Origin of the sequence: Cyclobacterium xiamenense, assembly GCF_042140265.1 — a bacterium.
GTDB classification, from domain to species: Bacteria; Bacteroidota; Bacteroidia; order Cytophagales; family Cyclobacteriaceae; genus Cyclobacterium; species Cyclobacterium xiamenense_A.
Window position 1 is genome coordinate 2,070,178 of sequence record NZ_CP159481.1, and the last position, 24,349, is coordinate 2,094,526.

Consider the following 24,349-nt stretch of genomic DNA (forward strand, 5'->3'; position numbering starts at 1 on the left):
TAACGCAAAGGAAATAAAGCATGTTGTAATTATTTTTTCTAATTATGGTAAAATATACGCATTATTTGCTAGAAAGCCAAATACTTGGATCCATTACTTGCAGGCCTTTCCAGGTTTGAAAATGCAGCTCAGAGACGCCATTGGCGTCCGTATACACCGTGCCAATGACGGTGGAGGTAGATACTTGTTGCCCTGATTTTACAGCAATGGTCTTTAAGCGGCTATACATGGTATAAAACTCCCCGTGTTTGATGATGATGGTACCGCCCATGCCTGGGACCGTGGTTATTTTTGTGACCACGCCGGCAAATACAGCCTTTACCGGCGCATTGTTTTTTGTCTGAATGTCCACGCCATCGTTGGTTTCGGTGATTCCTTTCAACGTGGGGTGGGGGAAAGTTCCGTATTTTCGGGAGATAAACCCGGTTTCCACCGGCCAGGGAATTTTCCCCCGGTTGCTGGCGAATGAAGCGGAAAGTGCCGGGCTGGATGGCGTCGCCGGTAAATTGCGTGCAGCCGGTTTTTCCCGGTTTTGCCCGCTTTCCGTTTCCTCCCGGGCTTTTGCCAGGCGCATTTCCTCTTCAATTACCCGTTTGATTACCCGATTCAGTTCTTCCTGCTGTTTTCGGGTAGCGGCGATTTCTTTCTTCAGTTCCTCTTCTTTCTGGCTTAGGGAATTCACGAGTTGTTGCTGCTCTTGTTTTAGCACACGTAACTCCTGTCGCTGCGCTTCCTCCTGGCTGAGCACGGCCCGTTGCTCGGCTTCCTGTTTCTCCAGTTGTGCCTGCTTGTCGGTCAGTTCCCGACCGACCTGCTCCATCTGTTCCACTTGTTTTTTTCGCGCGTCGCTGTACTGTTTCAGGTATTTCAGCCGCATGTAGAACTGTTTAAACGTAGCAGAGGTAAAAATAAAGGTAAGCAGGTTGACCCCCTGGTTAAGCTTGTACGAGGTATAAATCATTTGGGCATATTCTTCCCGGAGGTTTTCCAATTCGGTGCGTAGCCGGTTGATTTGAGTAGCGGTCTGTCGGATTTCCGTTTTCAAAAGTCCTAGCTCCCGGTTTAGGGTAGCGATGTAGCTTTCCCTGGCTTCCAGCTTTTGGTTGACAGCCCGGAGTTCACTCAATGAGGCACGCTTTTCGTTAGTGGTCCGTTGCAAGACCGTGTCAAATTCCCGGAGCCTTTTCTGGATTTTTGCCTTTTCATTTTCCAGTTCGGCCCTGCTTGCGGTGACCTGAGCCAGGGCCTCGGGCAAGGGCACCGCGCAAAGTAGGAGGTAGAATAGTAGATAAACGAAACTACGGGAAACCTGGTTAAAAATTATATGGGAAGCTGAGTGGGTCATCCGTTAGTTCTACTTTTACCATTTCTGCGTTCAGAAAAAAATTCGATTTGGGCTTTTGTGGTAAGCTAAGCACCATTTTTATGATGGCCTGGTAGGGGAACGGTTGCCCGTTCAAATCCCGGAAGTCCATGTAGGAAGCCGAAAGACTACCCGACCGGGTTTTTGAGGCCTCGCTTTCCAACTGGGTTACTTTGCCATGACCGGCATCCACAAGCGTCTTGTATTGAATATTTTCGCGTTCTTGTCTCAACTCGAAGGTTTTTCCCACCCGAATCAGGCGGTCGCGGTAGGTAAATTCATGGGGAATGTTTGCGAATAGTAGGTTTTGGAACAGGGAGAAGGAAAGCGGAACGCCGTATTTTTGTTGAAATTCCTGATAGCCCATATCAATTTTTTGGCCATTTATCCGGTCCCGTATTTTGATCTGATCGGCACTAATGTAACCCCTGACCGCCTCGATTCCGAGTCCTGGTGACATGTTAAACCAGATGATACTGTCCTTTTTTGCGCGAATGTTTAAGGTGCCTTTGGTGATTTTCCCGTCCTGCTCTTCTACGGTGACTTTTCCTTTTGCTGTAAGGTAGTTGTAATCCAAATAATACGGTTCAAATTCATTCATCACCCCGTCAGCGCTGTAGGAAAGGGGTTTCCGTGCACAGGAGAAGACCATAAATGCGCCTAAAACGAAGGCAATTAACTTACCCTTACTCATAATATGTTTTGTTTTGGATTTTTAACGTTAAAAACTCAGACGTATCCTCCATCTCTTTCGCTTTGATCCAGTAGCTAAGTGCCTGTTCTTTCTCCCCGAGTTTGTACAGAATATCTCCGTAATGTTCGAACATCACACCACTGGGATCTTTTTGGTGATCAAGTGCTCGTTCCATGTAGCCTTTGGCCTCTCCGTACCGGCCCTGTTGGAACAACACCCATGCGTGGGTGTCCAGGTAGGTAGGGTTTTCTGGAAATCGATTGACTAATTTAAACGACATCTGGTAGGCCTTCTCCAGTTCCTTTTTTTCCAGCGAGAGAAAGTAGGCATAATTATTTAAAATATGCTCATAATTTTTATTTTCTGCCAAAACTTTTTCATAGGCTTCGAATGCCGCCTCTTTTTCGCCAAGGGCATGCAACGCATCTCCGAGCTGCGCATTTGCCATGAGCAATAATTGGCGATTGGCCCCCGCATTGAGCACAAGGGCTTTGTTTAGTGCGGCTTTCGCCGCTTCGTTTTCCTTATTGCCCAATTGTGCCGTACCCAGGTAGAACCAAAGCTCGGCACTTTCCGGAGCAGATTCGGTAGCGGCCCCCGCCATTTCCACGATCGCTTCGAAAGGCTCTTGCGCCTCAAACATCAAAGGTACCAGTGTTTGGTACAACTCAGCATTGTCCGGTGCTTCCTGCAGCGATCGTTTGAAATACGAAATAGCTGCCTTGGTTTCCCGTTGTTGCAGCTTCCAGTTGCCGAGCGCCTCCAGAATCTCGGGGTCTTGAGGATGGAGATTTTCCATATGGAAGGCAAGGGTGTCCAGCCACTGGTCGCGGGCGGAATGCTGCAATTGTCCAAGGATGCCCGAAAATGCCCGGGCTTTCGCGGATGCGTCCAGGTCCGGATGGCTGATTCCTTCGAGGAGGTATTTTTTGGACGGTATGTCCGCTCCTTTTTCTTTGTACAGCGTGTGTGCTGCCATTTTCAATTCGGGTTGATTCGGATAGGTCGCGATGGATTCCAGCACCAGTTCCAGGGCCTGATCGGTTCGGTTGTTGTTAAAAAGGATTTCCACCAGGGCCAGGACGTAATTGGCATTTCCCGGATGCGCCTCGATCAGCTTCTGTCCCTCTTTGATTGCCATGGGCAGATTGTTCTTTCGCAGGTAGATGCGTTGCTTTTGTGCGGTCAATTGTTCCACCACGCCAAAATAGTCTTCCGCTTTGTCCAGGGCGTCCAGCGCTTTATCGAATTCGTTCAATGTCAGGTAGAGAGAGGCTAAATCCAGAATGTACTGCTGGTGGTTCCCGTCTTTTTCCATCAATTTCTCCAGGATTTCTGCAGCTTCCCTACTTTTGTTTTGCCCGTTATAAATTTCAGCCAGTTGTAGGTGGTAGTATTTATTGTCCGGGTCAAGGGCCAATGCCTGCTGTCCGTACTCCAGGGCTTTTTCGGTCTGGTTGGCACGTACCATCATTTCCGATAGCTTGAAATAAACGGCCGGTTCTTCTTCGTTGAATTCCAGGGCCTTGGTGAAATAAAAATAGGCCTTTTCGTATTCTTCCAGCATGAGCTGCTTTTGTCCCTCGATAAATAGCCGGTCGGCCATCATCTCTTTTTCTTTTAGAACTCGTTCTTTCCGGCTTAGTTTCTTCTGTGCAAGGACCGTATCAGGGCCCAGCAGGGCCGCAATCAGCAAAGAAAAAACCCAGAGCACCGGTCGTTGATACCACTTATTCATTGATCGTTTACTTGTTTAGTACCTGCTACACGTCCCCTCGGGTACCTACAGACGTTTGCTGCGTTGGTCCCCGCTTTCTCGACGATTTTTCAGAAGGGCGACAGGATTTACTCGTATTATCTTTTCTTACAATTAATGCCCGCAATTGGTTCCCCAAAAGACGCCCCTACCTTTCCGGTACGGCCGATTCAGACTACTTTCCGGTACTTCCATAGCCTCCTGACCCTCTGTCGGTTTTGGAGAGATTTTCGGTGCTGTTCCATCCTATCTGCTCGTGTTTGGCCACCACCATCTGTGCGATCCGTTCTCCATCTTGAACGATGAAATCGGTATTGGAAATATTAACAAGCAGGATTTTAATTTCTCCCCGGTAGTCGGCATCGATCGTTCCGGGACTGTTAAGCACCGTCACCCCAAACCTAAAGGCCAAACCACTCCGGGGACGAATCTGAGCCTCGTAACCGGGAGGGAGTTCGATGTACAAGCCCGTTCCGATCAATTGCCGCTCCAGTGGCTTCAGAACCACCGGTGAATCCAAGGCTGCCCGCAGATCGAGTCCGGCGGACAATTTGGTTTGGTAGGCAGGTAGCGGGTGTTTGGATTTGTTGATAACGTTAATTTGCATGATTACGCTTACGTATGGAATGAAATAATGTATATAGTTCGTTTTTTTCCATAAAGAACACCAGGGCCAGAAACAGCAGAAATACCCCGTTGTGCAGGAGAAAATCGACGGTAGGGTTTCCCGTATCCAGCCAGAACCCGGCGTAACTACATAGAAAAGCCAATCCCAGGTAGCTCAGCCCCTTTTTTGTCTGATAGGGTATGGGGTAGTACTTTTGCCCGATCTGGTAGCACAGGATCACCATGGTCAGGTAGCATCCGAGCGTGCTGAGTGCGCCGCCGACAAATCCGAATACTGGCACCAGGGTCAGGATGATGAGCACGGTCACCAGCGCTCCCGCAAAGGTAATGTAAAAACTGAATCGGGTTTGGTCGGTGATTTTAAACCAAATACTTAGGTTGTAATACACCCCTAACAGCAGGTAGCCCATTAGCAAAATGGGTACCATCGGGAGGGCGATCTCGTATCCCCCCGCCTGAAAAAAAAGGCTCCCGATCAGTTTCAGGTTGACCGCTACTGCTACCATGAGCAGCGAGCAAAAAATAATGAACCAGTGCATGACCCGGGCAAATACTGCCGGATTGTTTTCATTTCCGGATTGCTGGAAAAAAAAGGGTTCGCCCGCATACTTAAAGGCCTGAATGATCAGGCTCATGATGATTGCCAGCTTGAAATTTGCACCAAACACCCCACCTGCCTCCCGCGCGCTGAGTTGGGGGTAGAAATTTTCCGGAAGGGCGTATTCGAAAAGTCCCCGGGAAAAGACTTCGTTGGTAACTCCGGCGAGCCCCATAAAAAGCAGGGGTAGGGCATACTGCCACATGGGAGCAAGAATGGATGCCTTGAGCTCAAATGTCCAGCTGCCCACGAGTTTCCATACCAGGGGTAAAATCAAAAAGTTGGCCAGGACATTGGATAGGACAATGTAGTCCACGCCCCCCTCTGCCCGGTACCATTGTGTGACCCAGGGCTGCATATCCGGGAGGATATCTCCGTTGGCCACGTGAAAGGCGAAGACAATGAAAAAGATATTGAATCCCACATTGAGGAATATGTTTATTAGTTTCACGGATGCAAAGGTGACCGCCCTGCCATCCAACCGTAATTTGGCAAAAGGGATGGCCATCAAGGCATCGATCGTAAGAATCAGCGCGGCCCATCGAAACAGGTGGGCTTTTCCGGAAAAATCAAATACTGCTGCAAGTGGAGCAGCTGCCAGGTACAGGATCGATCCCAGGGCAAGTGCCACCAGGCATACCAGCGACTGCGTATTCCGGTAGACTTTTTCGGGCGCAAGGCCCTTACCCGTGGAAAAACGAAAAAAGGAGGTTTCCATACCAAAGGTGAATACCACATTGAGGAAAGCGATCAAGGCATAGAGAATGGTAAAGGAACCAAGATCCTCTTTTGGTAGATAGCCCGTATAGAGAGGAACCAATAAAAAGTTTATGGATTTTCCCAGGATACTGCTGATACCGTAGATGGCGGATTGCCCGGCTAATTTTTTTAATAGCCCCATAAAAATAAAAAAAGGGGATTATTCCCCTTTGAAGTTAGGTTTTCTTTTCTCCAGAAAAGCGGTGGTGCCTTCCCGGTAGTCTTCCGATTTGACGCACCGGGCAAAACTGTTGGCTTCGATTTGGTAGCCATTTTCATCGTTGGCAAAAACTGCATTGATGCAGTCCACGATCATGCCGATCGAGAGCGGGGCTTTGCTCATGATTTTTTTCAGAATCTCTTCGGCCCTTGCGATGGCTTCCTCCTTGGTTGCCTCCACGTGGTTTAAAAGTCCCAGGGCTTTGGCTTCGTTTGCATCAAGCATGTCGCCGGTCATCAGGATTTCCGTAGCTTTGGTCCGACCGATCAGATGGGTGAGGCGTTGGGTGCCACCGTATCCGGGAATGAGGCCCAAATTCACCTCGGGCTGCCCAAATTTTGCATTGGTAGTTGCGATGCGCATGTGACAGGCAATGGCCAATTCGCAGCCCCCTCCCAGAGCATAGCCATTGACCACGGCCACCACCGGTTTATGGCAGGATTCAATGATTTCGAAAACCTCCTGGCCAAATTCAGCGAATTTTCGGGCGTTTAGTTCGTTCAACTCCGAAATTTCATTGATGTCCGCACCCGCCACAAATGCTTTTTCTCCGGCCCCGGTAATGATCACCCCACGGATGGATCGATTATCGTTCACCTCGTTGAAAATATTTTTCAACTCCTCCAAGGTGTTGAAATTTAGGGCGTTGAGTTTAGACTCTCGGCTGATGGTCAGGTAAAGTATTCCGTCTTTCGTTTCGAAAAGAATATTTTTTTGTTCTGCCATTCCAATTCTTCAATGATACGGCTCAAATATACGAGGAGTGCAAACAATCACAAAAGATTCGGTTAAAAATCGTGAGGATCAAAAACCGACATTTAAAATAAATCATCAAGAAAGTGTGTTTTGAATTTATAAAATGGTTGTTCAAAACTGAAATAGCAAAAAATATGTCGTTGAAATTTAAGGAGCTCGTGAGGAGGCTTTCTCAGGTACCAGCGATGCAGTCGATTCTTGCCGAATAAACGGGCGGTTGAAATGTTACTGTATCAATTTTTCCTATTTTTGTCCCATCTTAAAACCTAACGTGAGCAAATTATATGTCCGACAAAAGAAAAATTACAGTCGCCTATGGGGATGGAATCGGTCCGGAAATCATGACAGCCACCCTGTCCATTTTGGAGGCTGCCGGTGCAGCCATAGAGACTGAAGTCATCGAAATCGGAGAGCAGGTATACCTGAAAGGTATTAGTTCGGGAATAGCGCCAACTGCCTGGGATTCCCTTCGCGAAACGAAGGTTTTTCTAAAATCGCCCATCACCACCCCCCAGGGAGGGGGGTTCAAGAGTTTGAACGTAACGACCCGAAAAACATTGGGATTGTATGCGAACGTGCGGCCTTGCAAGGCCTATTCTCCCTTTATCCGCACGCATTTTCCCGAGACCGATATGGTGATTATCCGGGAAAACGAGGAAGATCTGTACGCGGGAATCGAACACCGTCAAACCGAGGAAGTGTATCAGTGCCTCAAATTGATTTCCCGTCCGGGAAGTGAAAAGATTGTTCGCTATGCCTTCGAATATGCCCGTATGAATAACCGGAAAAAGGTCACGTGCATGACCAAAGACAACATCATGAAGATGGCGGATGGCATCTTTCATCAGGTTTTTAATGAAGTGGCCAGGGAATATCCGGACATTCAAACGGACCACAAGATCATCGATATTGGTACGGCCTTGATTGCCGACCGTCCGGAGATGTTTGACGTGATCGTGACATTGAACCTGTACGGTGACATCATTTCGGATGTAGCGGCGCAGATTACCGGCTCTGTCGGACTGGGGGGATCGGCTAATGTGGGAGAAGAGGTCGCTATGTTTGAAGCCATCCACGGCTCTGCCCCGGACATTGCCGGCAAAGACATCGCCAACCCTTCCGGACTGATCAATGGGGCCATCATGATGCTGGTGCATATCGGGCAACCGGCGGTAGCAGAAACGATCAGCAATGCCTGGATGCGAACCCTGGAAGAAGGCATACATACGGGAGATATTTTTCAGGAAGGCATTAGTAAAAAGCGAGTCGGAACGCAGGAGTTTGCCGCTGCGGTCATCGACCGGCTTGGGGACAGTCCAGTCACCATGAAAAAAGCGTCCTTTCCCAGGTCCACCCGGTCTGAGGAGGAAATGAAAGCAGCCCTGAGCATCAAACCTGGGAAAACCTCCAAAAAAGTCCTGATTGGATTGGACGTTTTCATCGATTGGAAAGGGGACGACCGGGATCCAAATGTGCTGGGCGAAGCCCTGCGCGCAGTAGATGCGGAGGGGTTGAAGATGCAGTTGATCACCAACAGAGGGGTGCGGGTGTATCCGGGCGGAATGAAAGAAACCTTCTGTTCGGACCATTGGCGGGTACGTTTCTTTAACGCAGATGAGAGCGCCATTACCCACGAGCAGTTGATCGAGGTTCTGCAGCAGGTAAAACAGCTGGGCTTTGACTTTATCAAGACGGAAAATTTGTACACTTTTGATGGGGTCAGGGGTTTTTCCCTGGCACAAGGGGAATAAATCCAAACTTTCACCTACGCCAGCCGGTTCCTTTCGGGCTTGCTTGCGTTTCTTCTATTCGGTATGAAACGGGTATTGATTATCACCTATTACTGGCCGCCAAGCGCCGGCTCCGGTGTACAACGTTGGCTCAAGTTTTCCAAATTCCTGCCTGAATTCGGCTGGCAACCGGTGATTTTTACGCCCGAGAATCCGGATTTTGCCTTGGTAGATCCATCACTCGAGGCAAAAGTGGCGGCAGGTACCGAGGTGTTGAAGTTTCCCATTTGGGAGCCTTACCAGCTTTTCCGGCGAATCAAGAAGGGAGGGATCAAGGACCCCTCGCGGATTCTGGAGCAACAAAATCCCTCCTTGCTGGATCAAATTGCTGTATGGTTGCGGGGCAATGTCCTGATACCGGACCCGAGACGATTCTGGGTGAAGCCTTCCGTTGAGTTTTTGCAGCGCATTTGGGAAGACAATGCATTTGAGGCCATTATCACCACTGGCCCGCCCCATAGCATGCACCTGATCGGCCGGGATTTGAAGCGAAAAACCGGTACGCCCTGGCTGGCGGATTTCCGCGACCCCTGGTCCGCCTGGGAGTTTTTAGATACCTTGAAGCTAACGTCCTTTGCCAGGAAAAAACACCGAAAACTTGAAACGTCGGTTTTTCGCGAAGCGAATGTGCTGGTGACCATTTCGCCTACCTTTGCCAGGGAAATGGAGCAGCTGGCTTCACGGAAGGTGCATTTGTTAACCAATGGCTTTGATCCGGAGGACCTTCCCGCGGGTTTTTCCCCCGTTTCCGAGCCCGGCGAAACCCTGGAGATTGTCTACACCGGTGTGATCGACAGTATACGGAATCCCTTTCCTTTTTTGCAGGCTTTGAAGGAGGTGTTTGGCTCCAGCCGGAATCGGGTGCGCCTCACCTTCGTTGGAAAAGTCAGCCAACAACTGCTGGACCGGATTCGGGAGGACGATTGGCTGCAGGAGCACGTACACCTGACGGGTTACCTAAATCACGAAGCGGTGTTTTCCTACTACGAAAAAGCCCATCGGCTACTGCTGATATTGACCCAGACCAAAAATGCCCGTGGCAATATCCCCGGTAAGCTCTTTGAATACATGGCTACCGGCAGGGAAATCATCGGGCTGGGGGATCCGGAAGGGGATGCAGCAAAGATTATTGCCCAAGCGGGCGCAGGGAAGGTACTCGCACACGAAGATACCGCCGGCCTGGTTCGTTACTTGCAGGAGATCCGCCAGCTATCCCCGGAGGAGGGGAGGGAAGACCGGGGGCAGCCCTTTCACCGAAGGAACCTGACGCGGCAATTGGCAGAACTGTTGCAGGGAATGCAGCATCCCTAGTTACGGAGCGAGGGTAGCCACCTGCTTGCCCGGTCTCGCAGCCACTTTTCTGCTTTGGGCGCAGCCTTTAGCCAATGCACCAGGGAGAGGTATACCAACAGCAGCAAGACACTTCTCAGCAGCAGGTCCAGGAGGATGAAATCCATTTTGGGCAATAGAAGGCCAGCCACCGTCCAGCTTAGGCCTCCCGCGAGGAGTAGTTGGAATACCGCTTTGGTAAAGGGGTTGAATCCGAGCTTTACTTTCACGTAAAGAAACTTCAAAAAATTGTAAAAAAACATGGCCAGCAAGGAGGCAAATGCCGCTCCTTCGATGCCGTAGCGGGGGATTAACGCCAGGTTAAAGGCCACCACCGCGACCGCCATCAGGAGGGTGGCCGTGATATTGAACAGGTAAAATCGGGAAAAGACGATGATTTCACCGTTCACCGAGAAAACCACATCGGTCAATTTTCCCAGTCCAATGAGTAGTACGACCCATTTACCTGCTTCGTAGACCGAGCGATTGGGTACAAAATGATACAGGGAATCGATGTTTACCCAGATTAGCAGGAAGACCAGCCCGCATACCAGCAATTGGTTCACAGCGATTTTCTTATACAGGCTATGTATTTCATCCAGCTTATGGGCAGCAAATTTTTCCGAAATTATGGGCATGGCTACCTGTGAAATGGCTCTTCGAGGCATCTCAATCACCACCGCGATGGAAAAACCAATCGTATAGATGGCATTGGCATCCAGTCCGATCATGGAACTCACCATCAGGCTGTCGATTTTCATGATCAGCAGTGCTCCTGCCGTACCCAGTAAGGTAATGCTGTTGTACCGGAAAAAGGCTTTTTTTAGTGGAGAGGGTATTCCGGCCCAATTAAATTTCAGGGATAACATGCCGGTTTTCCGCATGTAGGCGACCATGCTCAGTACGGTCAGAAAATACACCAATACCATGCCCCATAGCATATGGGGAAAGGAATACCACTCAAAATAGTAGCCCAGCACCAATGCACCCATCAACAAGCGCAAGAGCACATCCCGAATCAGGGAAGGGATGGCAATTTTCAAATAGGAGCGGCTAAAGGCATCGAGCAGGCTGTTGACCACCGACAAGCACGTGATCAGCAGGGCTACTTGCAGGTATTCGTTTACTTCTGGTGCTTTCTCAGAAAATGCAGCCATGAGCGGCTCCTTAAACAGGATAAAAAGAAACAAAACCAGCGTGTAGCCTACCAATCCCAAAAACAAGCTAAAGGTAAAAAAGGAATGGGGGTCATTTTTTACCTGCGGAAAAAACCGGGTAATCCCATTGCCTACACCCATTTGTGCAAAGGGCATTAGCAGCAGGGCCATGTCCTGAATGGTCTTAAACAGGCCAATTTGCTCCGGTTCCAACACAAACGGAAGCAACCACAGCAGGTTGAAATACCCGATTACCACGCCCAGGTAGGCCGAGATGGTGGTTAGGATGCTTTGTTTGGCTAATTTGCTCAAAGGGACGCTTTCGGATTACGTAAAACGGTACGACGTAAAGGTATCCGGTATCCGTTAAATTTGGACCAAGTTACTGGTTTTTAATTACAGGACTTTGTACTAGAAAATTAATTTAGCAAGAGGCATGGAGAAATTAGATTTTGTCGTATTCTTGTGATTCAAAGTTGACGGGATAGCATTCGGTTTTATGAAGAGACAATTTTTAGTAGTAGCTTTTCTCTCGTTTTTTACATTGACCGGGACCGTGTTTTCTCAGGTTCGGATTGATTTTTCGGAGCGGACTTCCCTTTTGTCCCCTTCCCGGTCCATTTACAGTATCAACGGTGATTTCTCCATGATCGGAAATACGAATATGACTTTGTCGAATTACGGAGAGGATTTGATGAACGACGGCATGATGGTATTCGTCGATGTGGATGCCGACCCCGAGACGTTCAACAGTTCAACCGCCACCCTTCAGTTTTCTAGAGAAAATGGCGCCAATTCTGCTTGCTCCAGGGTGTTGTTTGCCGGCTTATACTGGTCAGGAAGGGGGCCTTCAGACGTTACCTTTGATGTAACCAAAGGTATCTTCCGCAAACCGTTTGACAAAAGAAAAGTGAAATTTAAAGGTCCGGGTCAGCTCGAATACCTCGAACTGGAGGTGACGGATGATGAGATCAGGTATCCCGCTACGCTTAACGAGGATCTGGGCATGTTTGTAGGATACAAGGATGTTACCGAGTGGGTTCGTGCCTGGGGAGAAGGAGCCTACACGGTTGCAGATATTGGGTTGATAGAAAGGCACAAATTACCACTACGGAGGCTGGGGGATGGTGGTTGTCTATGAAAACCCGGTCATGAAAAAAAGAGATGTTTCTGTTTTTGATGGCTATGCTTTTGTGAGGGGGCAGGGTGCGGCCTTTTATGATTTCGACGTATCTGGTTTTTCTGCTACCGAAAGCGGGGACGTACGCGTCAAATTGGGGGTAATGGCCGGTGAGGGGGACGTAGGTGCAGATGGCGATTATTTTGCAATAGAAAAAGGGGAGGCAACCAACGATTTTGAAAGACTGAGCCATGGTAATAACGATGTTGCTAATTTCTTTAATTCGTCCATTTATACCGGAGGCAATCCCAGAAACCCGAACCTGAAAAACAACACGGGAATGGATGTTGCTGTCTTTGAAGTCGATAATCCCAACAATTCAATACTAGGAAACAACCAAACGCGTACGCGATTCCGGTACGGGTCCACCTGGGATGTTTATGTAATCTACAACATCACCATGGCCATAGATGCCAACGATGTGGAGGTGGAGACGTTTCACGAATTACGTTCTGTAAACGGAATTGAGGTAGACGAAGAGTCGCCTGAAATCTTCCCTGGTGATGCGTTGGAATTCAGGGCCACCGTAAAAAACAAGGGTGAAATTGCGGTGGATCAATCCAGGCTTGAAATTCCCCTGCCGGCAGGCCTCACCTTTTCGCAGGCTACCCCGAATTTGTTTGTCGACCAAAACTCCAATGGCGAATTTACATTTGTACCTGCACGTGGACCCGCCGGGACGATCGTTTGGGAAATGGGACAATTACCGGTGAGGGAAGACAATCAGGGGATTATGGGTACATTTGATTATGTGGTAGAGGTTTCGGAAGATTGTTCCGAACTTCTGCGTATCTGTGACGGGAAACTAGCGATTGACGGCACGCTGTTTGGAGAGAATGCGCTCACCCAAACTCCCCTTGATCCCCTTCCTTTTATCACAGGTTACATCCAATCGGAAGCCTGCTTGAACCAATCCATCACCGGCCCACTGCTTGTAGAGGTTGCGATCAACCCGTTTTTAGAAGAAAATTGTGGATTGAGCTTGGAAAGTTTGGAGATCCCTGTATGCGTATCAGAAACCAATCAGGTGATTGTCAGTAGCTTCGCTGGTTTTTTTCCAGCGGGTACTGATTTTTATGAGCATCCACCCAATAATCAGGGCGAACCAGGGGTGGTTATCGGGCAGGACCTCATCATGGATACCAATGAATTGACGCTCTATGCCTTACATTCGCCCCAGAGCGAATGCTACCAGGTGTTTACACTGTACAAGAATGATATATCCCTGCTGCCAGCGCTGACTATTTCTGCCGGCTGTGGTCAGGAGAACGAAAATGAAATCGGAGTATTGGTGACTGGCGGCGTGGAGCCCTTTTCCTATCTCTGGAACGATCCTACCGGAGCTTCCACCCCTACGTTAACCGATGTTGCGCCGGGGGAATATACGGTGAAAGTAACAGATTCCTTGGGTTGCAGCGAGGAAATTACATTACTCGTACCTGACCCTCCCGATTTTGTCCTGGAGGTTTCGGAAAGTGAAAGTTACCTGAACCTGGGTTGCGATCAAGATGCCCTTGGAACCATCGTTATAATGGTCGAAGGCGGAAACCTACCTTTTGTCCTGGACATTGTGGAAGAAAGTGGTACCGTAGGCGCTTTTTCTGAACAGGTAGTTATCGTGGAAAGTGGGCGGCATGTAATCCCTGATTTGGCAGCAGGCGTGTACCGATTAACCCTCGCCGATCTGAACGGCTGTACAGCAAGTCAAACCGTTGAACTAACCCAGGTAGACGATCCCGACCTGCAGGCGACCTTTTCCTTCAGCTCTGCCTCCTATACCGAATCCGGAGTTTTGTTTCAAGATTCCGATATCCAGTTTTTTGGTGAGGTAAATTCGGGAGGGGACCACTCGTTTCATTGGGATTTTGGAAATGGCCAGGAAAGTACCCAACAGCGCCCGACTGTAAGGTATGGTGAACCTGGTACCTATTTGGTGCGGCTGGACGTGACGTATCAAAATGGGTGTCAGCGCAGTTACGAAGAATATGTAGAAATAAGCGGACTTTTTCTCAGGGTACCCACTGCTTTCCGCCCAAATGGGGATAGCCCCAACGATTACTTTTTCCCTGTTTTTTCCAGGGTGAAAAGCCTTCAATTTTGGGTATTTAATCGGTGGGGAGAACTGCTGTTTTTTACCGAGGATATCCACAGCAAGGGCTGGGACGGTACGCACAAGGGGATCGAAATGCCGCCTGGAAGCTATTTGTACAAGCTACGGTACACCGATTTGCAAGAGAGAGATAACCAAAACGCCGGCTCATTCAGTCTCGTCAACTAATCAAAGGGGAAACGCAAGGGTATTGCTAAATTCGGGAATGCGATCCTTTTTTAGGGGGATCAATTTTCCACGAAGACCGATGGTAAACAGGTTGTAGTGTTGATTTTCTAAAAAATGAACCAGCTCCGTTGCCTCGTATCCTGCGGCGTTGCAGGACTCCTTGTTTATTTCTACCAGAATTTTTGGTCTGAATGTCGCAATCGTTTTCAGGCCACCTTTCAGAACGGCCAACTCGGCGCCTTCTACATCAATTTTCAGGCAATCCACTCTTTTTAAACCCAATTTTTCTACTTCTTCATCCAGGGTAGATAAATCAATTTCGTTTAGGAAAACATCGTGTTCGGCCGAGGGAAACATGCTATTCACCCCTTCATTGGTTCCGGATTTGGTGTACAGGTTCAGTGTTCCGGGACGATCCGATAGTCCCAACTTACGGGGAACGATGGCGTTTTTGTAACGGGGATTTAGCCGGATATTTTCTTCAAGTTGCCGATAAATGCGTTCCGATGGTTCGTAGGCAAGCACCTTTCCCTCAGGGCCAACTTTGCGCAGTCCCCACAAGGTATATTCCCCCTGATTTGCCCCGATATCGATGAAGGTTTCTCCTTTTTTTAACACCCGCTCCAAAACGAATAACGGCGCCCAGTCGTGTGCACCCCTCCAGAAAATCGCGTTTCCCATGCCCTTTGACACATCCACCCGAAACACCATGCCCCTAAAGCGGAAGGTTTTCCAAAACTCGGAGGTATTGGTAGCGGGAAAAATCCGTTTCAAGAGTACCACGACAAAAAAACCACCGGGAATCCGATATAAATGCCGGGATATCCCTGCAAGAAAGTTTTCAATTCTGTTACGCATGGCCGTTTAGTAGCTGGGTAAGTTTTTGTTTTCGGGAAGCAAGCGAGTAATTTTCCACGATCCGCCTTCGGGCATTTAGCGCCCATTTTTCCGGATCTTTTAAGTTGACCAGTTGATCGATCAGCCGACATAGCTTGTCGGGATCTTTCTTTTCGAGTACCAACCCGTTGCTTCCAATGATTCTGGGAATGTGATTGACAGAAGAGCCGATGGGAATACAACCCGATAGCATTGCCTCCGCCAGTGCGCAGCCAAATCCCTCGAAGGAGGAAAGTTGCAGGTAATACCGGTGTTGGCGGTAACGGCGGGCCAATTCCTCCTGCGATACCTTTCCCAGAAAATGAAGGTTTGCCGGATGGGTCGTTCCGGGCGCATCCATTCCCACAATAGAGAATGTAAAATTGGGACATAACTTCGCCACGGTTGCAATAAGGTCTCCTCCTTTTAGCCGGTATTGTGCGGCGGACATGACGGCCAGAAAGGAGTCCGGTGCTTTGTTTTCAAAATGCTCAAAAGGCCAACGCTCCGGGTCGAATCCATTGTGTACGGAATGTATCGATGTGGTGATCGCCGGAAAATGGTGACGTATTCCCTGGAATCGGTGGAGCACGGTGGGATCAAAATCCAGCTCGGTACCGGCCAGCGATTCGCTTACCGGTACCAATGCGCTCGCATGTCGATAGGAGAGGCCGCAGGCCCATTTTAACAAAGGGATCCTCAGGCTACCGTAGCCCAATTCCGGGATGGAAGCGCAATCCGTTCCGTGCAACACGATCAGTGTTTTTTTTCCAAGCAGTTTCCCGAATAGTACCGGCCAAACCGACCAATACCCCCCGAAACTTATCAGGACAGCATCGGTTCTTAGAATACCGAACAGCACTGAAAAGAACTGAAGAAAAAAGAACAAGGGAGCGAGGGATTTGTGCTGCCAGGGATAGGTATTGATTCGCACCAGGTAGTCTTCTTGTAGCAAACGAATGTCACTTCGAATAAAGGAAGGGAAAAACGGGGCCACAAAAAGCAATTTCCGTTTTCTCATGCCCGAAATCGGGTTTTTATTTCCAGGTAGCCGCTTAGGAGTAGCAGCAGTACCACCGCGTATTGAAAGATAGCCGAAAGCGTTCGGGTTCGATAATAGCTTTCCGGCCGAAATACCATTTCTACCTCTACTTCGCCTTCCGGAAGCACAATGCCGCGCAACAAATAATTTACCCGGTGGATCTCCGTTTCTTCTCCATTAACAAAGGCTTCCCAGCCCTTGGGATAGTAGATTTCGGAAAACACCGCCAGACCGGCGCTATTCACTTGGGCAACATAGTGGAGGTGGTTGGGCCCCCGGCTTTTCAGGGACAGTTGCCCGCTACCCGGAGGGGGTACGCTTTCCCCATCGGCAGGAGTAAAGGTAGCCTCAATTTTTGTGTTCATTTCGGCCAATTCGCCGATTTCCTCTTTGTTGGAACCAACGGGAATGATTTGCTCGGGAAACCAGGCGGGGCCGTTTGCCTCGGGGTTGGTAAATACGGCATTTTCAGCTCTCCCAGCCAATATGTATTTGGTGTTCAGCATGTTCAATACCTGGATGCCCTGGTAGTCAAAATTCCCTTCCTGGGCTTTTTGAATAAAACGGTTCATTTCCGGCGTCAGTACCCGCTCGATCAGGTCCCGGTACCGACTCATTTTTGCACCATGGTAGCCTCCGATGCTATTGAAGTAGTAGCTGGTGCGGGCTTCATTGAAGGGGTTCTGAACGTTTAATACCCGAAAGTAGGCAGTATCCTGAAGGATTTTACGGTCGGCCGCGCTTGCCGCAAAATGTTGCGCACTTGGGTTTTCGGTAAAGCTTTCCTCGTTTAGGTACCGCCTGTTGACGGTCCAGACATCCACCAGGATCAGAAGGCCGACGCCGAGCAAGGCCCATCGGCTTTGCAGTACCTTGTAGCGCACCAGTCCAATCAGTAAGGCCGCTCCCCCGATAAAAAACAGGGAGCGGTAGGTGTCTGAAAGCAGGAGGTGCTGCCGGTCGGCCTTCAACGCACGCTGCAGCCAATCCGGGTAACCTGCGGATGCAGTACCCTGAAAATCCAAACCAAAAGCAATGATAACTCCCAGCAGGAGTAGGCCTACCGTGGTGCCGAGGGCCATAAAAAAGCCTTTTTTGGTCTGCGGATTCTGGGGCTGTTGCAGGAGGTTTTCCAATCCCAGCGCACCGAGTAAAGGAATCAGGAAAAGGGTTATTCCCAGGGCCATGGATACCGCCCGAAACTTGTTGTACCCGGGAAGGTAATCAAACAAGGTGAAATTAAACCAGGCCAGATTTTTCCCCCAGGAAAGCATCAGGCTCAGCAGAGTAAGGGTAAGAAAGGCGTTTCGGTAGGGCGGTGGTGCAAAGAACAGCCCCAATACAAAGAAAAACACCAGGATGACCCCTCCGTATATCGGCCCTCCCGTAAAAGGTTGATCTCCCCAATAGGTGGGGGCATTCTGTACAAATTGATTGATTTGTGCGGGATCGGCTCCCTGTGCGCGGAGGGCCTGTTCCGATTTTGAATCCTCCGGGAGGGCCTGCTGACTGGCACCGCCAAAATAATTGGGGATCAGCAGGGTAAAGGTCTCCAATTTGCCGTTGGACCAGCTGAATGCGTAATCCCGATCCAGGCCGCTGCTATTCTGTCCGGTCTCCTGCAAGTTGCTTTCTCCCCGGATGGAGAACGCACCGTATTCCAGAACCGAGGACAAACGCGCCAGGTTTCCCAAGCCACCCAGAACCGCCGCTGCCAGCAAGAATCCGGTAATTTTTGCAAATTCGGGCAATCTTTTTTCCCGAAAAAAGACCAGCAACTGTGCCACCCCGTAGCCGATTACCAGGATTAAGGTGTAATAGGTGATTTGCAGGTGGTTGAACTTGAGTTGCAGCAATACAGCCAGTGCCGTCAGGGCGAGGCCGGGTAGTTTTTTTCCATGAAAGGCCAAGTGGACGCCGGTCAGGAGCAATGGAATCAGGCATACGGCCCATATTTTGGCATTGTGCCCGGCCTCCAGGCTCAGAAAGTTAAAGGTATTGAATGCAAAGCCCCATGCCCCCAACACAGCAATCAGCGATCGAATCCGGAATCCAAGCAACAACAGGTACATGGAAGTCATCCCGAAAAACAGGGCACTGATGGGATGGGGTAATCCCAGAGTGATCACTTTCAGCAGCGTGTTGGTAATATCTCCTTTTGGATCGAGGTGAATCAGGTAGGCGGGCATGCCGCCAAACATGCGGTTGGTCCACAATGCCTCCTCTCCCGTGCTTTCGCGATAGTCCAGAAGCTCTTTGGCAGATCCTTCCCATTGCAAAATATCGGTTTGAAACATCATTTTCCCGTCAAATACGAGCGGAGAAAAGTAGGTCACCACGAGGAGGTAAAAGGAAAGTACGGCCAAAAAATGCGGGACAATCGTATGCTTATTAATAAAATCCATGGTCCAAAAGGTCGGTCTACGTTTTTCGAAAGGAAATGTCCTGCAAATTAAGCAAATTCGCGGGAATATTCGTAAGAGAAAGGATTCCGACCGAATTCCTATCGGTTAAAAATAACGCGGTTCGGGGCTTTTGAGCCATTTGCTTTGGATGTAGTAGCCAATTGAAAACTCATGGCTGTTATCTCGGTAGTTGTTTTGGCTATTCAGGTTAAAGTCGTATGCATAGCCAAACCGGATATCTTCGGTAATAAACAGATCCATTAGCAGTGCAATGGCCCTCCGTGTAGCGAAGTTGCTGGATTCGGGAATGGCGTTTTTTCCAAAGCCCGACCGAAAAGAGGTCCCCAGCCAGAAGCGTTCGTTGAATAAAAACATGGCATTCAGATCGAAGCTACCGGGACCATTCAGGTCCTCACGTACCAATAGGGCGGGTTTGAGCGTGACGCCGGCACTTAGGGGCAGCAGGCCACCTACCTGAAAATAAAAATGGTAATTGTGGGTAGCCAATGCCAGATCTTTGTTTCGCAGTGGCTCTTGTCCCAGCAGATTAAAGGCGCTGATCCCGGAGAAAAATCGAGGAGAATGGTAGAGCAGTCCCGCATTCAGGTTGGGAGTGAATGCATTGATTCTTCCTTGAGGAATACCCGGATCGGAGGGATCATCCGGAAGGAGTTTTCCGGCATCCAGTACGTATTCGGACAGCCCGCTACTTACCCCTAATCCCAGGAAGCTGCTTCGGTTGAGTCGTATCTTGTACGCATACGTCAGCAGTAGGGAGTGAACCGAATTGGGCCCCAGCTGGTCGGAACCAATGGATAGTCCATAGCCCATGCTTTCCTCGGCGTTTCCCATATCTGCCGTGAGGGTAAAGGTCTTTGGTGCTCCGGGAAAATTCACAAATTGAGAGCGGTAGGTTGCTTGTACAAAGGGATCCACTTTGTAGCCGGCATACGCCGGGTTGACGTGCAAAGCATTGAAGGTGTATTGGCTGAATTGGGGAATTTGCTGACCCTTCGCGGGTAGTTGAACGAACAGTACCCCTAGCATTCCCAACATCCCGAATAAAAAATAACGTGCGTTCATCTCAGTCTTTGATCACTTGTACCCAACCTGTGTATTCCTTTCGTCTACCCTGTGCATTGGTGCCGGTCACCTGGTAATAGTAAGTGCCTGCCAGGAGCCCTTCAGCAGACCAATCGTTTTGATAATCTTCAGACGCGAAAACCAAATCTCCCCATCGATTGAAAATGAGCAATTCCACTTGATCAAACTTGTGGGTTGCCCGAATGACAAAGGTATCATTCTTCCCGTCAAAATCGGGCTTGATTACGTTTGGAATAAACAAGGGCAGAATGTTTTTTTCTTCCAGGGCCGTATTGTTTTCCGGGGAAGTATCCACATCGGCCGCACTCACCTCGGCCCGGTTGTTGACCCGGCCATCTTCCGTGGCGAAAACGGTGACACGAATCTGCAATTCTGCACCCACAGGGAACCGGTCCACTTCCCAAATCAGTTGTCGGCCTTCCTGTCGGAACTGCGGCGCCTGTGGCAAACCGGTATCCTGGACGCTGGAGGCCTGATAAATGAGGTTTGGTGGCAAAAAATCCACGATTTTCACCTGGTCTGCATCATCCATTCCCTGATTGGTGATGGTTAGGAGGTATTCGAATTCGTCACCATCCCGAACCGATTGTACCGCAGAGGATACCCGTATGGCAACATCTACCATTTTTGGGCGTACCTGAAGTTCGTCGCTGGCAGCGATTTCTTCGAAGTTTTCAACCTGCACACGAATCTTATTGGTGTAATTTCCCTGCGATGCGGCCAGCACGGACAGCTCCAGCCCTGTCGTTTCCCCGGGTTGAAGTGCCGGTATTGTCCAGGTAGCCTGCTCCGAAACCGGCGGATTGGCCGACAGGAGCACCAGTCCCTCGGGGAGCAGTTCGGTCACCAGCACATCCTCCAGCGCAAAAGAACTGGTATTGGTTAGTTCGACGGAATAATCAACGATTTCCCCGCGCATGGCCTGGTTTCGGTCCACTGATTTTTCCACATCCATGGTGATCCCAATGACCTGAAGTTGGATGAGTCCATCGGCACAATTTGCCGGGACCTCGGTTTGGCATATTCGGTACTCCAGTAGGTAGTTCCCTGCCGGTGTATCTTCCGGAATAAAGAAAGAACCGTTCTCATCCAGGGAGTACACGAGATTTTGCTGCTCACCCGCTTCATCGGTGATCGAAAGGATGGAAATGGATACCTCGCCGCCGGATACGGGTGCTAATTTGAGACTGTCGTTCGCAAGTATTGAAGGGAGTCGGTGTACTTCGTAATTCCGCAAAGGGCCGAAAACATCGTCATTGGCGACAATGGGAGCAACCTGTACGACAAGGGTTACTTCATTGCTTACAAAAATACCGCATACTTCGTCCCGGGTGATTCTTCGGATTTGTGTGGTTTCCATCAGGGGTGGAGGGGCAAAATCCTTATCCGTCGCTCCGGCTACCGGTGTCCAGGATCCGTCTTCGGTTTGAATTTCCCATTGGAAGGAAACATTCCCGGACCCGCCGGAGGGAAGTTCGCCTTCGAGGATAGCAGGGACCTCCATCTGGTACAATGTCTGGTCCGTGCCGATCCCATTACCTGTCAATGGTTGGTAGATTTGGACGGCTACCGGCAGGCGCCGATCGGAAGGGCAGGCGTCGGATACTTGTTCCGCATAGTACGTTCTCCCGGATTCCAGCGGGGTCTCCGAAGCGAGGGAATCGGCCCCTTCAGGGCTGAGGTACCAGCGGATATTCTCTCCGGTCACGAGCAGATCTGACAGGGTGTATTCCCCCGGGCTGCAGAATTCCTGTATACTTTCTCCAACAGGTGGCGGCGGTACCTCACTCAGGTTGATGGTTACCTGGGTGGATTTTTCCCCGGAGCAAATACCGGAGATGGTATAAACGAAGGTATAGGTACCCGCGTTGAGATTAGCCGAGGACCATATATTGCCGACCAGGGCACCACTAGCGCTAAGTTCCTCCCAGGTACCGTAATCGTCAAAAGGACCGTCCAAAAAATCGAACAGGTCGATGATCTCTCCCTTGCAAATTGTTGCCTCCTGTCCCTGCCCCGACTCGGGGTTTAGTCCAGCCTCATCGATGGTAAATTCCAACACCTCGTTCAGGCAACTTCCAGGGGTATCGTCGCGCAGGCGCACGGCGTACACGCCTCCGTCTGTCGCCAGGTTAAAGGGAGTAAATTCCAGACGGGGTCCATTACTCAGGATATCATCCGGATTTGCGGTATTGAACCATTCAAAAGATAGGAAGTCCAGATTTTTGATTGAAAGAGATCCGTTTTCCCCTTCACAAAGGTTCTCCGGTATGATTTTGGGAAGGTTTTCGCCGCGGATCAGCACGGTGGTATTGGTTAGGTTGCCGCAGGCATCCTCTAGCTGCAGGCGGTATTTACCTGCCTCGAGATTTTGAAACAGAGGATTGTTGCCGTTATCTATTTCGAACGGCAATCCGTCTTTCTCTACAATTTTGTAGGTAATGGGTGGATAGCCGGTTGCATCGACGGATAGTTCATAACTGTCTTCCACGCATTGAAAGGTATTTAAACTGGTAAAACTGCTGCGTTCTTTCACTTCAAAGGTTTCCAGGGTCTCCAGGCAGAAGCCGTAGGAGGGTTGGTTGGGGAGGATGTCTTTCCCGTTTTTCCATACCCGGATGGACTTGACCACGCGCAAGTCGCCGTAGTAACTCAAATTAATGGTGGTGGCGCGGTTGACGATAAGGATGGCGTTTTCATCCGTTAGTTCCGCGCCCGCTTCGTAGGCCAATCCGGTCTCGGGGTGGCCCCATTCCCCGGTTTCGGGGTCCAGGCGTTGGATACCAAAGCGGGTAGTTTGGTTTGCTTCCAGGTTGTCTTCGTGCAGGAGGGAAAGGTTGAAAGCGCCACAGTTTTCCTCCACGGTCACTTCATTGGTCAAAATACTCTCTCCTTCGATGTTTACCCGGGTGGTATGTTCCGTTTCGCAGGTAGTGTAGGCCACAAATTCGTACGCTCCGGCGGGTAGGTCATTCATGAAAAACCGGCGTGGATCGGCTGCACTGATATTTTCCGAAACGTCCAGAGGAAGTTGCCCGGGGAAGGATTCCGGGGCTTCCGTCATGTCAATGCGGGTAAATTCATAGTCAAAACTGTTTAACTGGATCGAGCCGGTGTCCGGACCACAGCCTTTATAAACGGTCGCAACCGGCCCACTGAGTAAGTCACGAAATTCTTCGGAAATACTTGCCGTATTTCCGCAGGCGTCCTCAATACTAAAGCTATAGGTTCCGAAGGGTATAGGCATTGCTTCCGATCCGTAAAAAAGATTTCCCTGGCTAAATGGTCCGGGATGGGCTTCATTGAATAAAACGGGGTCAAAAGCTTCTGGGTATTCGGTAAAGGTAACCGTATAGGGAGCGACATAATTTGCGGGTTTGATAGAGAGCCTTCGTTTGCCACAAAGCCCTGCTCCCCAAAAAAGGTCTCTTGAGATGGTAAGGCGCCGATCGATTCTGTTGTTTTCCAACAGGGCCACCTGTCCGCAATTGTCCGTTACCGACAGATCGTAGGTATAGGCCTCTCCCGGAAAGAAAGGAAGGTTTCCCAGGATTAGCCCTTCGGTGGTCCCGCCCTCAACTACGTCAAGCCTAACTTCCTGGACACTGCCCTCTGGCGTCCGAATGGTGAAAATCGCATCCAGGGGATAGGCAATTTCTGCACCGACGGAGCGAATCAAATGGCCCACACTGATCTCATTACAGCTGCTAAGTTCGGGTTGAAATTGCTGAAATTCCGGATCCAGTATGAATTCGGCCTTTTGCACTTCAAAGGATTGGGAAAGGCGGTCTCCGCAGGTATCTGTAACGATCACGGTGTATTTCCCAGCGGGAAGCGATTCAAATACCGGGCTTTCCTGGGGAGGTCGTTCGGTATCGCCTCTCAGTTCAAAGGTGGCCGGATTTCCACGATTCACTACCACCTCTATGCTGCCAAATTCGTTGTTGCAAAGGCTTTGAGCCTGAATGGAATAGGACAGGGATTCGAAATCAGAGGAAAGGGAGGTTTCTGCCGAGATTTGACGGGGTTCTCCGGCGAGTTCGAAGCTTGCGCCGACTTCATAGTCTCCCTCTGCGAGTCCGGAAAAAAAGCCCGTGGTATTGTTGTCAAGAGGTGTTCGCTCGGGGCTGCGAAACAGTCGATAAATGAGATCAGAAACACTTCCCTCGACGTTAAGCGTAGCACGGATGGATCCGTCGCCGGAACAGGTCACGGGATTGGTCTGCAGGACCAACTCGGGCTCTTGCTGTGCGCTCGCTTCAAAATGCGCCAGGAGACCGGCAGCTAAAAGCAAGCATCCAGTAATAAAAGGGGCGAAGCAATTTCCGGACAGATCCATCCTCATTAACCATCAATTTAAGCCTGCGCAACGAGTAAAAAACCCTATCACAGGGGGTATTATCGTACCTTTCAAA

Annotated in this window: 16 protein-coding genes; 4 read left to right on the forward strand and 12 right to left on the reverse strand. The window is 49.8% G+C overall.

Features of this window, described 5'->3' with window-relative positions; translation table 11 throughout:
* Positions 1-61: 61 nt before the first annotated feature.
* From ABWH99_RS08770 to ABWH99_RS08795, 6 genes are all read right to left on the reverse strand, one after another.
* Positions 62-1,345 (reverse strand): murein hydrolase activator EnvC family protein, encoded by a 1,284-nt coding sequence (locus ABWH99_RS08770; RefSeq protein ID WP_375585905.1) that lies wholly within the window; start codon positions 1,343-1,345, stop codon positions 62-64.
* Positions 1,314-2,057, reverse strand: a complete 744-nt coding sequence (locus tag ABWH99_RS08775) for a DUF4292 domain-containing protein (protein WP_375585906.1) — start codon at positions 2,055-2,057, stop codon at positions 1,314-1,316. Before ABWH99_RS08775 ends, ABWH99_RS08770 begins: the two co-directional genes overlap by 32 nt.
* Positions 2,050-3,795, reverse strand: coding sequence for a tetratricopeptide repeat protein (locus ABWH99_RS08780; RefSeq protein WP_375585907.1), 1,746 nt, complete (start codon positions 3,793-3,795; stop codon positions 2,050-2,052). The genes ABWH99_RS08775 and ABWH99_RS08780 overlap by 8 nt, the downstream gene beginning before the upstream one ends.
* Positions 3,796-3,988: 193 nt before the next feature.
* The gene (gene dut / locus ABWH99_RS08785; RefSeq protein ID WP_375585908.1) at positions 3,989-4,420 is read right to left on the reverse strand and encodes a dUTP diphosphatase; all 432 of its coding nucleotides are present in this window, start codon (positions 4,418-4,420) and stop codon (positions 3,989-3,991) included.
* A complete protein-coding gene (locus ABWH99_RS08790; RefSeq protein WP_375585909.1) occupies positions 4,410-5,939 on the reverse strand; it encodes a lipopolysaccharide biosynthesis protein in 1,530 nt (509 codons plus the stop codon). The genes dut and ABWH99_RS08790 overlap by 11 nt, the downstream gene beginning before the upstream one ends.
* Before the next feature lie 18 nt (positions 5,940-5,957).
* Positions 5,958-6,743 (reverse strand): enoyl-CoA hydratase/isomerase family protein, encoded by a 786-nt coding sequence (locus ABWH99_RS08795; protein WP_375585910.1) that lies wholly within the window; start codon positions 6,741-6,743, stop codon positions 5,958-5,960.
* A 314-nt stretch (positions 6,744-7,057) separates the two neighbouring features.
* On the opposite strand from ABWH99_RS08795, the gene ABWH99_RS08800 reads away from it, so the two are divergent.
* Both ABWH99_RS08800 and ABWH99_RS08805 read left to right on the forward strand, forming a co-directional pair.
* The gene (locus tag ABWH99_RS08800) at positions 7,058-8,524 is read left to right on the forward strand and encodes an NADP-dependent isocitrate dehydrogenase (RefSeq protein WP_375585911.1); all 1,467 of its coding nucleotides are present in this window, start codon (positions 7,058-7,060) and stop codon (positions 8,522-8,524) included.
* Between the two features lie 63 nt (positions 8,525-8,587).
* On the forward strand, positions 8,588-9,874 hold the full coding sequence (locus tag ABWH99_RS08805) for a glycosyltransferase family 4 protein (RefSeq protein ID WP_375585912.1): 1,287 nt from the start codon (positions 8,588-8,590) through the stop codon (positions 9,872-9,874).
* On the opposite strand, the gene ABWH99_RS08810 is transcribed toward ABWH99_RS08805, so the two are convergent.
* On the reverse strand, positions 9,871-11,361 hold the full coding sequence (locus ABWH99_RS08810; RefSeq protein ID WP_375585913.1) for a lipopolysaccharide biosynthesis protein: 1,491 nt from the start codon (positions 11,359-11,361) through the stop codon (positions 9,871-9,873). The genes ABWH99_RS08805 and ABWH99_RS08810 overlap by 4 nt on opposite strands.
* Before the next feature lie 187 nt (positions 11,362-11,548).
* Between ABWH99_RS08810 and ABWH99_RS08815 the strand changes: the two genes are divergently transcribed.
* Together ABWH99_RS08815 and ABWH99_RS08820 are read left to right on the forward strand one after the other, a co-directional pair.
* Positions 11,549-12,190 carry a hypothetical protein gene (locus ABWH99_RS08815; RefSeq protein WP_375585914.1) on the forward strand — a complete coding sequence of 214 codons (642 nt, stop codon included), beginning with the start codon at positions 11,549-11,551 and terminating at the stop codon, positions 12,188-12,190.
* Between the two features lie 10 nt (positions 12,191-12,200).
* Positions 12,201-14,507, forward strand: a complete 2,307-nt coding sequence (locus ABWH99_RS08820) for a T9SS type B sorting domain-containing protein (RefSeq protein ID WP_375585915.1) — start codon at positions 12,201-12,203, stop codon at positions 14,505-14,507.
* On the opposite strand, the gene ABWH99_RS08825 is transcribed toward ABWH99_RS08820, so the two are convergent.
* The 5 genes from ABWH99_RS08825 to ABWH99_RS08845 form a co-directional block, all read right to left on the reverse strand.
* Positions 14,508-15,365 carry an FkbM family methyltransferase gene (locus ABWH99_RS08825; protein WP_375585916.1) on the reverse strand — a complete coding sequence of 286 codons (858 nt, stop codon included), beginning with the start codon at positions 15,363-15,365 and terminating at the stop codon, positions 14,508-14,510.
* Positions 15,358-16,404 carry a glycosyltransferase family 4 protein gene (locus ABWH99_RS08830; RefSeq protein WP_375585917.1) on the reverse strand — a complete coding sequence of 349 codons (1,047 nt, stop codon included), beginning with the start codon at positions 16,402-16,404 and terminating at the stop codon, positions 15,358-15,360. The genes ABWH99_RS08825 and ABWH99_RS08830 overlap by 8 nt, the downstream gene beginning before the upstream one ends.
* The gene (locus ABWH99_RS08835; RefSeq protein ID WP_375585918.1) at positions 16,401-18,830 is read right to left on the reverse strand and encodes a hypothetical protein; all 2,430 of its coding nucleotides are present in this window, start codon (positions 18,828-18,830) and stop codon (positions 16,401-16,403) included. The genes ABWH99_RS08830 and ABWH99_RS08835 overlap by 4 nt, the downstream gene beginning before the upstream one ends.
* 105 nt (positions 18,831-18,935) lie before the next feature.
* Positions 18,936-19,913, reverse strand: coding sequence for a type IX secretion system membrane protein PorP/SprF (locus tag ABWH99_RS08840; protein ID WP_375585919.1), 978 nt, complete (start codon positions 19,911-19,913; stop codon positions 18,936-18,938).
* A gap of 1 nt (position 19,914) precedes the next feature.
* Positions 19,915-24,279: a gliding motility-associated C-terminal domain-containing protein gene (locus tag ABWH99_RS08845; protein WP_375585920.1), complete on the reverse strand. Its 4,365-nt coding sequence runs from the start codon at positions 24,277-24,279 to the stop codon at positions 19,915-19,917.
* Between the last annotated feature and the right edge of the window lie 70 nt (positions 24,280-24,349).

Bases quoted from the DNA above. Each gene is read 5' to 3' on its own strand.
- ABWH99_RS08790 (WP_375585909.1), bottom strand. From the start codon at position 5,939: ATGGGGCTATTAAAAAAATTAGCCGGGCAATCCGCCATCTACGGTATC.
- ABWH99_RS08815 (WP_375585914.1), top strand. From the start codon at position 11,549: ATGAAGAGACAATTTTTAGTAGTAGCTTTTCTCTCGTTTTTTACATTG.
- ABWH99_RS08825 (WP_375585916.1), bottom strand. From the start codon at position 15,365: ATGCGTAACAGAATTGAAAACTTTCTTGCAGGGATATCCCGGCATTTA.
- ABWH99_RS08770 (WP_375585905.1), bottom strand. From the start codon at position 1,345: ATGACCCACTCAGCTTCCCATATAATTTTTAACCAGGTTTCCCGTAGT.
- ABWH99_RS08780 (WP_375585907.1), bottom strand. From the start codon at position 3,795: ATGAATAAGTGGTATCAACGACCGGTGCTCTGGGTTTTTTCTTTGCTG.
- ABWH99_RS08820 (WP_375585915.1), top strand. From the start codon at position 12,201: ATGAAAAAAAGAGATGTTTCTGTTTTTGATGGCTATGCTTTTGTGAGG.
- ABWH99_RS08800 (WP_375585911.1), top strand. From the start codon at position 7,058: ATGTCCGACAAAAGAAAAATTACAGTCGCCTATGGGGATGGAATCGGT.
- ABWH99_RS08775 (WP_375585906.1), bottom strand. From the start codon at position 2,057: ATGAGTAAGGGTAAGTTAATTGCCTTCGTTTTAGGCGCATTTATGGTC.
- ABWH99_RS08830 (WP_375585917.1), bottom strand. From the start codon at position 16,404: ATGAGAAAACGGAAATTGCTTTTTGTGGCCCCGTTTTTCCCTTCCTTT.
- ABWH99_RS08795 (WP_375585910.1), bottom strand. From the start codon at position 6,743: ATGGCAGAACAAAAAAATATTCTTTTCGAAACGAAAGACGGAATACTT.
- ABWH99_RS08805 (WP_375585912.1), top strand. From the start codon at position 8,588: ATGAAACGGGTATTGATTATCACCTATTACTGGCCGCCAAGCGCCGGC.
- ABWH99_RS08835 (WP_375585918.1), bottom strand. From the start codon at position 18,830: ATGGATTTTATTAATAAGCATACGATTGTCCCGCATTTTTTGGCCGTA.
- dut (WP_375585908.1), bottom strand. From the start codon at position 4,420: ATGCAAATTAACGTTATCAACAAATCCAAACACCCGCTACCTGCCTAC.
- ABWH99_RS08840 (WP_375585919.1), bottom strand. From the start codon at position 19,913: ATGAACGCACGTTATTTTTTATTCGGGATGTTGGGAATGCTAGGGGTA.
- ABWH99_RS08845 (WP_375585920.1), bottom strand. From the start codon at position 24,279: ATGAGGATGGATCTGTCCGGAAATTGCTTCGCCCCTTTTATTACTGGA.